This window comes from Parasaccharibacter sp. TMW 2.1884 (assembly GCF_023337695.1).
Taxonomy (GTDB): Bacteria; Pseudomonadota; Alphaproteobacteria; order Acetobacterales; family Acetobacteraceae; genus Bombella; species Bombella apis.
Map to the genome: position 1 here is coordinate 859,570 of NZ_QORR01000001.1, position 14,145 is coordinate 873,714.

A 14,145-nucleotide genomic window follows, 5' to 3' on the forward strand; every position below is an offset into this window, starting at 1 on the left:
GGGTCATGGATATCCGACATTTCCGCTATTTCGTCACCATCGCCGAAACCGGCAACATCACCAAAGCGGCTGAAAAACTGGGCATGGAACAGCCACCACTCAGCCAGCAGATCCGTCGCCTGGAGAGCTCTCTGGGCGTGTCACTCTTTCGCCGCCAGCCTCGTGGGGTAAGCCTGACAGAAGCCGGGCTGACCCTCCTGCCCCATGCACGGCTGATCCTCGACCTGCGCCGCCAGTTCATTGAAGATGCCCACGGGCTGGCCCAGGGCAAGAAAGGCCACCTCCGCATCGGGCTGGCCGGAGCCGTACCGCTGCTGCCCAGCATCCCCTTTGCCATCCGGCAGTTCAGCACAATTGCACCGGGCGTGACCCTGTCCCTGGAAGAAAGCAATACTCCCGCCCTCTGCGAAGCCCTGCTCTCCTATCGCATGGACATCACGATCCTGCGCCCTCCCGTGCCAGATCAGGCCAACGTGAAGGTCATCCCCCTGCTGGATGAGCCAACATTGATCGCCCTGCCCAAAGGCCACCCCTTCACCAGCCTGCCGGAAATACATCTCAGCCGCCTGGCGACGGAACCACTCATCATCTTCCCCCGTGAGCTGGGGCCAGGCTTCTTTGATGCCATCCTGGCGGCCTACCGGGACGCCGGTGTTACCCCATCCCTCGGGCAACAGGCCCCCCAGATTGCCGGGACCATCCCACTTGTGGCTGCCGGGCTGGGGGTCTCCATCGTTCCCCAGTCGCTCCACCAGCTCCATACAGGCGGCGTGACCTTCCACAGGATCGCCCGCCCCGCCCCTCATGCCACGCTGGCCATCGGCATACGGACGGGGGAGCAGCCGCCACTCATCCATCACTTCATCACCGTCCTCCAGCAGGCCTGCAAAACCCATCTGACGCTCCCCGACTGAGCATCAGACACGCAAAAAAGCCTTCCCCCTCTGGCCGCAGGAACCAGAAGGGAAAGGCTCTCTTTTCTCCATACGTCAGAGACGTGATCTGCTTACATGCCCAGCGCACGGCGGTAGATGTCCAGCAGGGTCTCCTGCTCCTCCACCTCGGCAGGCTCCTGCTTGCGCAGCTTGATCAGCTGCTTGATGACCTTGACATCAAACCCGGCCGATTTTGCCTCCGTGAACACATCGCGGATGTCAGACCCAAGTGCCTTGCGCTCTTCTTCCAGACGTTCGACACGGTCAATAATGGACCGCAGACGATCAACCGCAATGCCGCCTGTCACGGCACCTTCATCACCATTTCCCATATCCATACACCATACTCCTCAAATCTGCCCGGATGCCGGTTCTTCTGGGCGGCTTATCGCTCCCTCATGGCCGTGGTCAATACCATCCAGCGGAAAGGCACTTCCCCTTCCCGCCCATATGAATGACAGACAGCCCATATTCACTGCCAGAAAAGCCACAAAGACGGAAAAACGCAAATGTGAACATGCCATTACATAAGGCCCAATCCTCTGCCGTCACGTCCTTCCGCAGCATCCTGCCACCTGCCGCCCGGCCTGCATGACCTGAAGCACGCCCCCGCTCCCGGCCGCTCTTCCATCCATCCTGTTATGGCTTGAACGGGACATCGGACAGGCTCTAAAAGGAGGTCAGAAACAAGACCGGAGGCAGACTGATGCCTCACCCGAGTTTCCAGACAGAAAAGGTACGCCTCACCATGGCCCACTCTCAGCAGACCGCACCGTTTGACTACGTCATCTTCGGCGCCACGGGCGATCTGACGATGCGCAAACTGCTTCCAGCTCTCTACAACCAGCTCCGCATCGGACATGTTCCAGAAGAAGCCCGCATCATCGGGACTGCCCGCTCCTCACTGTCCCGCGAGGACTACATCACCCGTGCCCGTGAGGCTCTGGAAACCTTCCTCCCCGCCCAGCACAGGGATGAGGCGCTGATCGAGCGTTTCCTCAAGAAAATTCATTACGTCACGCTGGACGGCACGAAGAGCGACCATAACTGGGATGAGCTGAAGGCCGTTCTGGACCAGTCACCGGCCGACCGCATCCGTGTCTTCTATTATTCCACAGCCCCGCAGCTCTTCGAGGCCATCAGCGAAAACCTCCACCGTTTCGGTTTCATCACCCCGCACTCCCGTGTCGTGCTGGAAAAACCAATCGGTACAGACAGTGCCTCCGCCAGAGCCATCAATGACGGTGTGAGCCGCTTCTTCGAAGAAGGGCAGATTTTCCGCATCGACCATTATCTGGGCAAGGAAACCGTGCAGGACATCATCGCCCTGCGCTTTGCCAACCCGCTCTTCAGCGCCGTCTGGTCTGCCGAGCACATCCAGAGCATCCAGATCACCGCCGCCGAGACCGTGGGCGTGGAAGGCCGTGCTGCCTATTACGACACATCCGGGGCCCTGCGGGACATGATCCAGAACCATCTGCTCCAGGTCCTCAGCCTCTGCGCCATGGAAGCTCCGGCTGACCTTGAGGCAGATACTGTCCGTGATGCCAAGGTGAACGTTCTGAAGGCCCTGCGTCCCATCCCGGAGGACAAGGTGGCCAGCGAGACGGTCCGTGCCCAGTACGTCAAAGGGGACATGAACGGCAAACCCGTTCCGGGCTATCTGGAAGAGCTGGGCGAAGACAGCCACACCGAGACCTACGCCGTCATGCGGGCCTATGTCGATACACCACGCTGGAAAGATGTTCCTTTCTACATCCGCACAGCCAAGCGTTCGACCAAAAAGGTGAGCGAAGTCGTGGTGACGTTCCGGAAGTCTGCTTCCGCCCTGTTTGGCACCTCTGCCGCCACCAACCGCCTGGTCATCCGCCTCCAGCCGGATGAAGGTTTCGGGCTGGCCCTGAACATCAAGAACCCTTCTGCCGCCGGGTTTGAGCTTCAGCACGGCACCATGTCCGGCAAATTCGCTCCGGCCGACGGCTCCCTCATTCCGGATTCCTACGAGCGCCTCATGCTGGATGCCGTCCGTGGCTATCCGGCCCTCTTCATCCGTCGTGATGAAGTGGAAGCCGCATGGGCATGGGTCGAACCGACACTGAAAACATGGGCCGCCAACAAGGTTCCGATGGCCCATTACGCCGCCGGGTCCTACGGGCCGGAAGAAGCACGCCGCTTCATCGCCACGACGGGCGATGCCTGGCACGAGGACATGGCAGACTGATCCTCCCCGGATCAGGACCGGCCTATCCGCATACGGCTTCACAGACCGCCCTGCCCCTGCCGGCAGGGCGGTTTTGCCTGTTCAGGCATCGCAGTCTCCACCATGACCACGGGGCAGACCCATCATGACCGAACCAACCACCCCTCCCCGTCTCGGCCGCCGCCGCCCGAGGCCACCCCGCTCCCTGAAGCAGCACATCATCCGACGGCTTGTCGTGCTGGTCCCGACCTTCCTGCTCATGTTCCTGTTCGTCAGGACTGGTGTGCTGGACAACCTCTATGACCAGTTCACCTTCAGCAAGCTGAGCTGGTTCGATAATACCGCCCTTGTCGAACATCTGCGGACCATCATCACCCGCAAGGGGCTGACCCCTCTGCCCCGGCGCTGCCTTGTCATGGTCGTCAATGGTGATGGCAGTGTGAACACCCCCACGATCGACGTCCTGGGACGGCATGGGAATGGCTGCCCCGGCGACACGCCATCAGCAGAGCTTCTCTTCCATGTCCGGGTAGACCGTGCTGGCCAGAGCATCATGACCGACGCCGGTTCACCTGACATGTATCATCCCCTCACCCCCTGAACGGGCCTCCCTGCCACCGCCGCTTGACCCGCCACACGGCAAGCGGCATAACGCCCCCAGCCAGATGGTCGGGCGATCGCTGTGTCCCCTGCGGGACATGGAGGAAAGTCCGGGCTCCACAGGAAGACGGTGCCGGCTAACGGCCGGCGGGGGTGACCCCAGGGACAGTGCCACAGAAACAGTACCGTCCGCCGGTTTTCTCCCCGTCATGGTGGGAAAATGCGGACAAGGGTGAAACGGTGCGGTAAGAGCGCACCGCGCGGCTGGCAACAGCGGCGGTCATGGTAAACCCCACCGGGAGCAAGACCGAATAGGAATGACGGGCCACATCCGTGGCTGAGGGGTCCTGCCCTGTCATTCGGGTTGGTTGCGTGAGGTGTGTTGCAAAACACATCCCAGAGGAATGATCGCCCCGCCTCACCATGTATGAGGCAGGACAGAACCCGGCTTACAGACCATCTGGCCCCTTCATTACTGCAAGCCCCCCAGAAAACGGCATCTGGATACTGCAGCCAGAGCCTTCATGACGCTCCGACACACAAGGCTGACGTACAGGGCCAGGCCTCTTCACTGCCATCCTCTTCCAGCCATTCTGCCCACCTGCCCCGCTTCCATGATGGTAATGAAGAATATACCAATTATTTACTTTATTAACAAAAAGACACCCCTGCCCATATCTACACAATAAAACCGCATCCCTGTGCCATTTTTTATAATAAAACTTTGACGTCCCATAAAATCCCATGATACCCCATGAAATCCCACTATGAAGGTGCGGACATGTGTCCACCATGGCAGGCAGGGAAGGAGGGACATTGCAGACCATGACCATGTTTCTCGGTACCCATGCCAGCCGTGTTGATGCCAAAGGACGCATTTCCATTCCCTCACCATTCCGGAATGCCCTGCGGGAACAGGCCCGCCCCGGAGAGGCCCTGATGATCATCAGGCCATCCCACCTTCATGACTGCCTGGAATGCTGGTCCGCCTCTGCCTTTTTCGCTTTTTCCGGCGCTCTTGATGAGTATGACCCCTTCTCGGCCGACCATGATGACCTGGCGACCAGCCTCTATGCCGATGCCTACCCGCTGGACTGCGACAGGGAAGGCCGTGTCAGCCTCCCCCGCTCCCTGAAAGACCATGCCGGACTGGAAGATGATGTCAGCTTCATGGGGCTGGGGCGTGTGTTCCAGATATGGAATCCCAGCCTTGCCGAAGAACGCCGCAGGCAGGCTCGCAGCCGCACACGGGAACTCGGCCAGCGTAAACGCTCCGAAAACAGGGAGAAGACCGCACCGTGACCCACGCCCATCAGATTGCTGAGGACATGCAGCGGGAGGGACACTTCCCTGTCATGCTGCCAGAAGTGCTGGACACACTGGCCCCGCAGGATGGAGGCGTGTATCTGGATGGCACCTTCGGCGGGGGTGGCTACAGCCGGGCCCTGCTCCGCTCGGCCTCCTGCACTGTCCATGCGATTGACCGTGACCCCGATGCCATAAAACGCGGGCAGCCTCTCGTGGCAGCCTCGGAGGGGCGGCTGCATCTCCACCAGGGAACCTTCAGCGCCATGAAAGAGCTGGCCGGTCATCATGGTCCCTTCAATGGGATCGTGCTGGATCTCGGCGTGTCCTCCTTCCAGCTGGATCAGGAAGAGCGGGGATTTTCCTTCCGTCATGATGGCCCGCTGGACATGCGCATGAGCACCGATGGCCTGAGTGCGGCGGATATCGTCAATGGTGAGAAAGAGCAGGCTCTCGCCGACATCCTCTACCATTATGGAGAAGAACGCCGCTCCCGCCGTGTCGCCCGGGCCATCATCGAGGCCCGCCAGAGCGGCCCGATCCAGACGACGGGGCAGCTGGCCGACATCATCCGCAAAGCCGTCCCGAAAGAACGTCCCAATTTCGACCCTGCTACCCGCAGTTTCCAGGCGATCCGCATTGCCGTGAATGATGAGCTGGGCGAACTGGAACGTACGCTGGAAACCGCACCGGGCCTCCTCGCACCGGGCGGGATCTTCTGCATCGTGACCTTCCATTCGCTGGAGGACCGCATGACGAAACGGGCCCTCGCCCGGCTGGCTGGCCGCATGGCTGGTCCATCCCGTCATACCCCTCTTGCCATGCAGCAGACAGAAGCCCCGTCTTTTGAACTCCTGCATACACGGCCCCGTACACCGTCCGATCAGGAACTGAATCTCAACCCCCGCTCCCGCAGCGCACGCCTGCGTGCCCTGCGACGCCTTCCCGCTCATGGAGCTTCCGCATGATCCGTTTTGTCACCCTGCTCTGTGCCGTCATGGCGGCTGGTTCCGGCCTCTTCCTCTACACGAAGAAGCATGAAACCCTCGTACTAAACCAGGATATCAGGAAAACCATTGAGGATACCCGCCGCATCCAGCAGCAGACAGCCATTCTGCGCACCCAGTGGGCCCTGCTGAACCAGCCGGACCGGCTCAGCGCCCTGGCGCAGCGGGTTCTGCCGGAGATGAACCAGGTCGACCCCACGCAGTTCGTGCAGCTGGCAGACCTGCGGAAGCGTCTTCCCGCCATTGATCATCGCATCATCCCCATGGCCCCGGGGCGGGGACAGGCCCAGAGAGAGCTGGCATCCCTCACGGCCCCGGCACATCAGGCCACGGCGGCGCCTGCCACAACGCCCCGGCCAGTACGTGATGTCGTGGCCAGTACCGACCACGCAGAACGCAGACCCTCCCATCCTCGCATCCACAAGGATGACACGGGTGAAGCAGACCGCCAGCTTGAGCGAAGCCTGGCACTCCTGAGCGGGTCGGATGGAGACGCCATGCCCCGGCATCGTCTCCATGCCCCGACGGATAGTGCGACGGGCCAGACCCGCAGGAAGGCCCATGCCGTGCCCGACCATTCCCGCAGCGAACCCACGGAGGATGTGGCCTGGCACCCTGTCCACCAGTCTGCCAAGCACGGCCACATGGGCGGAATCCACACAGTTTCGGCCCCGGCAGACGAGCCTGCCCCCCTTCCGCCCCCTGTTCCTCTGACAGACTGACCCTCTGGCGGCTTCCGCCTGTGTTCCTTCCTTTCCTATGCCGAGCCCGCGCCCCATGGCCTCCAGACCGTCCCGCAAGACCAACCAGCCTGGATCAGACCATAAGGACGGGCCACCCGGAAAGCCGTCCCTGTTGAGACGTCTGTGGGCCCGGTGGGACGAACGCAGACGAAACCCCATGAGCTGGCTGGAAAAAAGCCGCAACAGGCTGGTCTATCTCGGCATGGGTTTCCTGTTCCTTTATGGTGGCGTGGCCATAAAGGCGCTGTTTGCAACCATTCTGGCCCCCATGGCCCCTCTGCCCAACCAGGTCGGCAGCACCATACCGGACATCCCCCATCCGGACCCCAAAGCCATGGCAGGCAATGGGTTCGTCCTGCCCAACATCAGACGGGCCAGCATCGTGGATCGGAATGGGCAGCCTCTGGCACTGTCGCTGCCTGTCGTGCAGGTCTATGCCAATCCCATGGAAATCATCGAGCCTGAAGATGTTGCCCGAAGCCTCCATACAATCCTGCCCAACCTCAACATGGCAGAGACCATCCGCCGCCTGAAACAGAAAAAACAGTTCGTCTACCTCGCCCGCAACATCGCCCCGACAGACGAGCTGGCCATCAACAATCTTGGCATCCCCGGCATCTATTTCGAAAATGGCGAGCAGCGCCATTATCCTCTGGGGAACGTGGCAGCGCAGATCCTTGGTAGCGTTGACATTGACAATCATGGCATTGCCGGGGTGGAGAAATTCTTCAACCAGCGCCTTCTGGGAGACCATGCACCGCTCCGTCTTTCCATCGATGCCCGCGTGCAGGCTGCCGTGCGGGACGAGCTGAATGACGCCAAGCTGCGTTTCCGGGCCATAGGGGCTTCCGCCATCCTGATGGACGTCCATACCGGGGAAATCCTGGCCATGGTCAGTCTCCCCGATTATGACGCCAACGATTTTGCCCATGCGGCAGACGATGCCCGATTCAACCGGGCCGTTACCGGCATGTATGAACCAGGGTCCACCTTCAAACTTCAGACAGCCGCCATGGCGTTGGAGCTTGGCGTGGCCCACCCCTGGGACCAGTTCTCCACCATTCCCATCCATGTCGGCCGCTTCAAGATTTCCGACCTCAAGACGGACCACTTCGCCCCGTGGCTGGCGCTGCCCTCTGTCATGGCCTATTCCTCCAACCCGGCCTCAGCCCATATCGCCCTGGATGTCGGGCGGGACCGCCAGCATGAATGGCTGAAAAACATGGGATTTCTGGACCGTGTTCCCGTTGAGCTGCCCGAGGCAGGACGCCCGCTGGTCCCGTCCCTCAAGAATTGGGGCGAAACCACGGTCATGACGGTCGGCTTTGGCCATGGCGTGGCAGAATCGCCGCTGGCCATTGTCCGCGGGACCGCCTGTACCGGCAACGGGGGGTATCTTGTCACACCCACCCTGCTGGCCCGTGAGCATCTCAATGATGATGTCGTCATGGCGGAAGAGCAGAAGGGGCCGCATCTGATCTCCACCAAGAATTCAGAGCTGCTCCGCCGAATCCTGCGCCTCGTCGTTACCAAGGGCATCGGGAAAAAAGCGGAAAGCCCCGGCTACATCGTTGGTGGAAAGACCGGGACGGCAGAAAAGATCGGCGCCCACGGGGGGTATCTGAAACATGTCAACATCACGGCCTTTACAGGCATGTTCCCTATGAATGATCCCAAATATGCCCTTTATGTCATGCTGGATGCCCCACAAGGGACGGCAGAAACACATGGCTGGACGACTGCTGGCTGGATTGCTGCTCCGACATTTTCCAGAATCGTGACACGCACCGCCCCCATGCTGGGCCTCTTCCCGCTGGAGCCAACCAAAGCCCAGCAGGTTGACGACCAGCTCGCCCTGTCTCTCTCTCCGCCCGTCCCCCCCGGTGTCCGCCATCCACTCGGCCCGGGCAATGACCCCGGGGCTGTCACCGTCAACCGACTGGCCACCAAACACGGGGCCCATCACAGCCACTGAACCCTCACCGCCCCTTCTCAAAGGTCTCCGTCATGAAACTGTCCTCCCTGCTCCGCCATCATGGTCTTGCCAGAGACCTCACCAGAGACCCGGACATTTCCAGCATCACCGCCGATAGCCGGGAAGCTCGCCCCGGCTGCCTCTTCGTGGCGCTGAAGGGCACGAAACAGGACGGACGGACCTTCATTCCTCTGGCCATCGCAGAAGGGGCAGCCGCAATCGTCCTCGCCGCTTCCCCAGGCCAGCATCATCTGCCAGAGCAGACGGAAAACGGCCACACGGCCCTCATCATCACCCTGCCCGACCCGGCCCGTTTCCTGGCCCGGTCTGCTGCACTGCTGGCAGGGGCCCAGCCTGACCATATTGCCGCCATCACGGGAACAAACGGCAAAAGCAGCACGGCAGATTTCTTCCGTCAGCTCTGCCAGCTGCGTCACCAGAAGGCTGCAAGCCTCGGTACTCTGGGGCTCATCAGTGACGTGGCATTGCCATCACTCCCCCCCCTGACCACACCGGATGCCGTCACCCTTGCCAACACTCTGGCAGCCCTGCAGGTGCATGGCATCACCCATGTAGCGCTGGAGGCCTCATCCCATGGCCTCCAGCAGCACCGGCTGGACGGCGTTGCCATCACGGCCGCCGCTTTTTCCAACCTGACCCGAGACCATCTGGACTATCACCACACGCTGGAAGCCTACCGGCAGGCCAAGCTGCATCTCTTTGAAACGCTGCTGCCCGAAGGGGGCCGGGCCGTCATCAACAGCGAAATGGATGCCGAAAGCAGAGAGGCCCTCCGTGACATTGCCACCCGCCGGAAACTGGACCTCCGCACGATTGGCACAACAGGCGAGACCATCCGAATTCTTGAGGCCACACCCACCCCGCAGGGCATGGACCTGACACTCCAGCTGCATGGCCGTACCCTGCCAGCACTCCACTTTCCACTCCCGGGACGTTTTCAGGCAGAAAATGCCCTGCTGGCTGCCGCCCTCTGCTGGGAACGGGATGAAGAAGCTGAATCCATCATTGCCCTCCTGCCGCACCTGAAGGGCGTGCCCGGCCGTTGTGAGCCGGTCGCCCACCTGCCAAATGGAGCCTGCGCCTACGTGGATTATGCTCACACGCCGGATGCGCTGGAGCACGTCCTGCTCAGCCTGCGTCCCCACACCAGCGGGCGGCTGGTCGTGGTCTTCGGTGCGGGCGGGGACCGTGACAGGGGCAAGCGCCCTCTCATGGGACAGATCGCCGCCCATCTGGCCGATGAAGTCATCATCACGGATGACAACCCCCGCAGCGAGGACCCGGCCACCATCCGGGCCGAAATTCTCGCCACAGCCCCGCAGGCACAAGAAATTGGCGACCGTCGGCAGGCCATCCGTACCGCTCTGGAAGGTCTGAAGAAAGGCGATGTCCTGCTCATCGCCGGGAAAGGGCATGAAACAGGCCAGATCATCAAGGGGGAAATACATCCGTTCGATGACCGTACCATCACGGCCGCACTCGCCAGGGAGCTTGCCTGATGCCCGATACAACCATCCTCTGGACCCGCAAGGACCTTCAGGCCGCCACGGGAGGACAGCTTGCCGGTAACGTGAAGGTCCACGGCGTCTGCATCGATACCCGCACCCTGAAACACGGTGACCTCTTCATCGCCCTGATCGGCCATAATTCAGACGGACACCGCTATCTGAGGCAGGCCCTGGAGGCTGGAGCCAGCTGCGTGATGGCCCATGATGAGGCCGCCATCAGCACGGCCGGTCTGACGGATGATCCCCGCCTGTTGAAGGTCGATGACACCATGCAAGGGCTGGAGGCTCTGGGCCGCTACAGGCGGGCACAGTTCAGCGGCAGGGTCATCGCCGTTACAGGCAGCGTGGGAAAAACAACCACCAAGAACATGCTGGCCACGGCTCTTGCACCTTACGGGCAGGTCCATGCTTCCGTGGCGTCCTTCAACAACCACTGGGGCGTGCCTCTGACACTCGCCCGCCTGCCAGAAGAAGCCGCCTTCTGCATCAGCGAGGTGGGCATGAACCACCCCGGCGAGATCGCCCCGCTCGCCGCCCAGATACGCCCGGATATTGGCCTCATAACCACCATTGGCAGCGCCCATCTGGGGCATATGGGCAGCATCGACGCCATTGCGGACGAAAAGGCGGCCCTCTTTGCCGCCCTTCCGTCATCCGGCACGGCCCTCTGCCCGGAGGCCTCACAGGGGCTTGCCCGCCTGAAGCAGGCCCTGCCGACAGGTGTTTCGCTCTGGCAGGCAGGCGTGACACCCAGCGCCACCATCCGGATAACAGACCTCACCTGCACGGCAGACGGCAGCCAGTTCCATCTGACCACACCACGGGGCGACACCGACGTGAGGCTGGCGGCCCCCGGCCCCCATCTGGCCCGCAATGCCGCATTGGCTCTTGGGGCCATCGCTGCGCTGGGGCTGGACCCGAAAGCCGGAGCCGAGGCCCTGCGCCATTTCCAGCCGGAAGCCGGACGGGGCCAGCAGCGCCTGTTGCCCGGCGGCATCACCCTGCTGGATGAGAGCTACAATGCTTCCGGCCCCAGTGTCCGTGCAGCCCTGGACACGCTCGCCCTCATGCCCGCCAGACGCCATCTGGCCGCCCTGGGCGACATCAGGGAGCTGGGCCAGTTTGCCGAAGCCGAACACCGGGCTCTGGCTGAACCATTAATGAAGCATGACATTCTGACATTCTGTTGCGGCCCGCACATGAAATCCCTTTACGAGGCCCTTCCTCCTTCCCTACAGGGAGGATATGCTGAAAATTCAGTCCAGCTTGCCTCCCTGCTGCACCCTGCCCTGCAAAAAGGGGATGTGCTGCTCGTGAAGGGAAGCCTGGGCAGTAACATGCGTGCCCTCATTGCGCTGCTGGAGCAGCCCATGTCCACCACCACACACGCCCCAGAGTCCGCCTGATGCTCTTCAACCTTCTTGCTGCACCTTCTTCCTCCCATGGCGGCCTTCTCAACCTGCTGCATTACATGACCTTCCGGGCCGGATGCGCCTGCCTGACAGCACTGGTGATCTCCCTGCTGCTCGGCAAGCCCTTCATTGCCCAGCTCAAACGCATCCAGCGGCAAGGGCAGCCCATACGGACCCTCGGGCCGGAACGGCATATACTGGAGAAAGCCGGTACCCCCACCATGGGCGGTGGTCTCATCCTGTTTTCCCTGACCTGCTCCACCCTGCTCTGGGCGGACCTGTTTGACGGGTTTGTCTGGGCTGTTCTCCTCACGACCCTGGGGTTTGGCGCCATAGGCTTTGCGGATGACTATCTCAAACTGGCCAAGGGCAACAGCAAAGGGGTCTCCAAAAAAATACGGCTGGGCGGGGAATTCCTGATCTCATGCCTTGCCGGGATTGCCATGGAAGCCCTGACACCACCGGACCTGCGCAATGCCGTGGCCTTTCCTTTCGCCAAGACCTTCGTGCTGCATCTGGGCTACATTTTCCCGCTCTTCGCCATGGTGACGATCACGGGTTTCGGCAATGCCGTGAACCTGACGGACGGGCTGGACGGGCTGGCCACGGTGCCCTCCATCATCGCCGCCCTCGTCTTCGCCCTGATCGCCTATCTGGTCGGCAACCATGTCTTTGCCGACTATCTCCAGCTCCATCATGTTCCCGGCACGGGGGAACTGAGCATCTTCTGCGCCGCCCTGATCGGAGCCGGACTGGGTTTTCTCTGGTTCAATGCTCCACCGGCAGAGGTCTTCATGGGAGATACCGGGTCTCTGGCACTGGGCGGTGCCCTGGGGGCCGTGGCCGTGGCTGTGAAGCATGAGCTGGTGCTCTGCCTCGTGGGGGGCCTGTTCGTGGTGGAAACGATCTCCGTCATCATCCAGGTCTTCTGGTTCCGCCGCACGGGGAAGCGCATCTTCCTCATGGCACCGCTGCACCATCATTTTGAGAAGAAGGGCTGGCAGGAGCCGAAAATTGTCGTCCGTTTCTGGATCATTGCCATCATTCTGGGGCTGTGTGGTCTGGCCACACTGAAGCTGCGCTGATGACTGTCCTGCCCTTTCCTCCCCCCCAGAAATGGCCTGCAACACTCCTGACCGGGCAGCATCATGCTGTCTGCGGGCTGGGCCGCAACGGTGCTGCCGTCGTGCAGGCCCTGCTGGATATGGGAGCAACCGTACAGGCCTGGGATGACAGCAGGCCGGAGCTCCCAGCTCCCCTGTCCTCACATCCCCGCCTGACACTGGCGCCCCTGACTGACCTCACCGGCATGGATGCCCTGATCCTCTCGCCGGGCATCCCGCACCATCTGCCCCGGCCACACCCTGCTGCCCTGCTGGCACGGGAGCAGCATGTGCCGATCCTCTCCGATGCAGAACTGCTCTGGCAGGTGGCTCGCAAGGCAGGATCATGCGTGCGGTTCGTCTCCATCACGGGTACAAATGGCAAATCCACGACCACGGCCCTGCTGACCCACATTCTCACACAGGCCGGCATCCCGGCCTGCTGTGGCGGCAATTTTGGCACGGCCTCTCTCGCCCTGCCCGCTCTGGGGGATGACGGCGTCTATGTCATTGAAATGTCGTCCTACATGCTGGAACGGCTGAAGGACTATCACGCCTGTGCCGCTGCCCTGCTCAACCTGACACCGGACCATCTGGATCGGCACGGCTCCATGCAGGGCTATCTGGATGCCAAGGCGCATGTCTTTGACAACATGACCGCAGGCGACCTTGCCATTCTGGGCGAAAAGGCCTCCTGGGCGGACGAACTGCACCAGCGGCTTGAGCGGCAGGGCGTGACGGTACGGACATTCTCGATCACCCAGCCTGTTCCAGAAACAGACGCCCCCTTTCTGCCTGGACAGCACAATGCCCAGAACATAGAGACCTGCCGGACCATCGCCCGCCATCTTGGCCTCTCCGAGGAACAGATTGCCGAGGGCATCAGAAGCTTCACCGGGCTGGACCACCGCCTCCAGCTCGTGGCGCAGGCTGATGGAATCAGCTTCATCAACGACAGCAAAGCTACAAATGCGGAAGCCAGCTACCATGCACTAAAAGCCTTCCCCGAAAGCCTCTGGATTGCCGGAGGCATGGCCAAAGAAGGAGGAATCGAGAGTCTGGCACCACTGTTCGGCCATGTGCGCCGTGCCTTCCTCATCGGGCAGGATGCCCCATTGCTGGCCAGAACCCTGACAGCCCATGATGTTCCTTTCGAGATCAGCGAAACGCTGGAGCAGGCAACACGGGCCGCCTGGGACCATGCCCGGACACACGAGGCCATGCCCATACTCCTGTCCCCGGCCTGTGCCAGTTTTGACCAGTTCCGCAATTTCGAGGAACGGGGAACGGCCTTTGCCACACTGGCCCGCAGCCTCTGCGGGGAGGACTGAAACAT

12 protein-coding genes and 1 other RNA gene are annotated in these 14,145 nt (G+C 61.6%); 12 read left to right on the top strand and 1 reads right to left on the bottom strand.

From position 1 onward, the window contains the following. Nucleotides 1-5 precede the first annotated feature (5 nt). Nucleotides 6-914 (top strand): LysR family transcriptional regulator, encoded by a 909-nt coding sequence (locus DTI93_RS03840; protein WP_154981377.1) that lies wholly within the window; start codon nucleotides 6-8, stop codon nucleotides 912-914. Nucleotides 915-1,006: 92 nt separating this feature from the next. On the opposite strand, the gene DTI93_RS03845 is transcribed toward DTI93_RS03840, so the two are convergent. Further along, nucleotides 1,007-1,273, bottom strand: a complete 267-nt coding sequence (locus DTI93_RS03845) for a DUF2312 domain-containing protein (protein WP_043559853.1) — start codon at nucleotides 1,271-1,273, stop codon at nucleotides 1,007-1,009. A 410-nt stretch (nucleotides 1,274-1,683) separates the two neighbouring features. Here DTI93_RS03845 and zwf point away from each other — a divergent pair, with 410 nt between their 5' ends. The 11 genes from zwf to murD all read left to right on the top strand — a co-directional run bounded on the left by zwf (nucleotide 1,684) and on the right by murD (nucleotide 14,140). Beyond that, nucleotides 1,684-3,156, top strand: a complete 1,473-nt coding sequence (zwf, locus tag DTI93_RS03850; protein WP_043561077.1) for a glucose-6-phosphate dehydrogenase — start codon at nucleotides 1,684-1,686, stop codon at nucleotides 3,154-3,156. 124 nt (nucleotides 3,157-3,280) lie between these two features. Further along, nucleotides 3,281-3,736, top strand: a complete 456-nt coding sequence (locus DTI93_RS03855; protein WP_043559850.1) for a hypothetical protein — start codon at nucleotides 3,281-3,283, stop codon at nucleotides 3,734-3,736. A gap of 60 nt (nucleotides 3,737-3,796) precedes the next feature. Next, an RNA gene (gene rnpB, locus DTI93_RS03860) (RNase P RNA component class A) lies at nucleotides 3,797-4,203 on the top strand. A 357-nt stretch (nucleotides 4,204-4,560) separates the two neighbouring features. Then, nucleotides 4,561-5,037: a division/cell wall cluster transcriptional repressor MraZ gene (mraZ, locus tag DTI93_RS03865; RefSeq protein WP_043561075.1), complete on the top strand. Its 477-nt coding sequence runs from the start codon at nucleotides 4,561-4,563 to the stop codon at nucleotides 5,035-5,037. Nucleotides 5,038-5,063: 26 nt separating this feature from the next. Beyond that, on the top strand, nucleotides 5,064-6,008 hold the full coding sequence (rsmH, locus tag DTI93_RS03870) for a 16S rRNA (cytosine(1402)-N(4))-methyltransferase RsmH (RefSeq protein ID WP_043561073.1): 945 nt from the start codon (nucleotides 5,064-5,066) through the stop codon (nucleotides 6,006-6,008). After that, a complete protein-coding gene (locus DTI93_RS03875; RefSeq protein ID WP_192848296.1) occupies nucleotides 6,005-6,769 on the top strand; it encodes a hypothetical protein in 765 nt (254 codons plus the stop codon). Before rsmH ends, DTI93_RS03875 begins: the two co-directional genes overlap by 4 nt. A 55-nt stretch (nucleotides 6,770-6,824) precedes the next feature. Continuing rightward, nucleotides 6,825-8,765, top strand: coding sequence for a penicillin-binding protein 2 (locus DTI93_RS03880; RefSeq protein WP_086431535.1), 1,941 nt, complete (start codon nucleotides 6,825-6,827; stop codon nucleotides 8,763-8,765). A gap of 32 nt (nucleotides 8,766-8,797) precedes the next feature. Then, a complete protein-coding gene (locus DTI93_RS03885; protein WP_192848297.1) occupies nucleotides 8,798-10,285 on the top strand; it encodes a UDP-N-acetylmuramoyl-L-alanyl-D-glutamate--2,6-diaminopimelate ligase in 1,488 nt (495 codons plus the stop codon). Then, complete coding sequence (murF, locus tag DTI93_RS03890; RefSeq protein ID WP_192848298.1) at nucleotides 10,285-11,700, top strand: UDP-N-acetylmuramoyl-tripeptide--D-alanyl-D-alanine ligase; 1,416 nt, start codon at nucleotides 10,285-10,287, stop codon at nucleotides 11,698-11,700. The genes DTI93_RS03885 and murF overlap by 1 nt, the downstream gene beginning before the upstream one ends. Then, nucleotides 11,700-12,791: a phospho-N-acetylmuramoyl-pentapeptide-transferase gene (mraY, locus tag DTI93_RS03895; RefSeq protein ID WP_043559842.1), complete on the top strand. Its 1,092-nt coding sequence runs from the start codon at nucleotides 11,700-11,702 to the stop codon at nucleotides 12,789-12,791. Before murF ends, mraY begins: the two co-directional genes overlap by 1 nt. Then, nucleotides 12,791-14,140, top strand: coding sequence for a UDP-N-acetylmuramoyl-L-alanine--D-glutamate ligase (gene murD / locus DTI93_RS03900; RefSeq protein ID WP_249079689.1), 1,350 nt, complete (start codon nucleotides 12,791-12,793; stop codon nucleotides 14,138-14,140). Before mraY ends, murD begins: the two co-directional genes overlap by 1 nt. Nucleotides 14,141-14,145: the final 5 nt, after the last annotated feature.

Excerpts from the sequence above, each read along its gene's own strand:
- DTI93_RS03885 (WP_192848297.1), top strand. The coding sequence starts at position 8,798 with ATGAAACTGTCCTCCCTGCTCCGCCATCATGGTCTTGCCAGAGACCTC.
- DTI93_RS03875 (WP_192848296.1), top strand. The coding sequence starts at position 6,005 with ATGATCCGTTTTGTCACCCTGCTCTGTGCCGTCATGGCGGCTGGTTCC.
- mraY (WP_043559842.1), top strand. The coding sequence starts at position 11,700 with ATGCTCTTCAACCTTCTTGCTGCACCTTCTTCCTCCCATGGCGGCCTT.
- mraZ (WP_043561075.1), top strand. The coding sequence starts at position 4,561 with ATGACCATGTTTCTCGGTACCCATGCCAGCCGTGTTGATGCCAAAGGA.
- DTI93_RS03855 (WP_043559850.1), top strand. The coding sequence starts at position 3,281 with ATGACCGAACCAACCACCCCTCCCCGTCTCGGCCGCCGCCGCCCGAGG.
- zwf (WP_043561077.1), top strand. The coding sequence starts at position 1,684 with ATGGCCCACTCTCAGCAGACCGCACCGTTTGACTACGTCATCTTCGGC.
- DTI93_RS03880 (WP_086431535.1), top strand. The coding sequence starts at position 6,825 with ATGGCCTCCAGACCGTCCCGCAAGACCAACCAGCCTGGATCAGACCAT.
- murD (WP_249079689.1), top strand. The coding sequence starts at position 12,791 with ATGACTGTCCTGCCCTTTCCTCCCCCCCAGAAATGGCCTGCAACACTC.
- DTI93_RS03840 (WP_154981377.1), top strand. The coding sequence starts at position 6 with ATGGATATCCGACATTTCCGCTATTTCGTCACCATCGCCGAAACCGGC.
- murF (WP_192848298.1), top strand. The coding sequence starts at position 10,285 with ATGCCCGATACAACCATCCTCTGGACCCGCAAGGACCTTCAGGCCGCC.
- rsmH (WP_043561073.1), top strand. The coding sequence starts at position 5,064 with ATGCAGCGGGAGGGACACTTCCCTGTCATGCTGCCAGAAGTGCTGGAC.
- DTI93_RS03845 (WP_043559853.1), bottom strand. The coding sequence starts at position 1,273 with ATGGATATGGGAAATGGTGATGAAGGTGCCGTGACAGGCGGCATTGCG.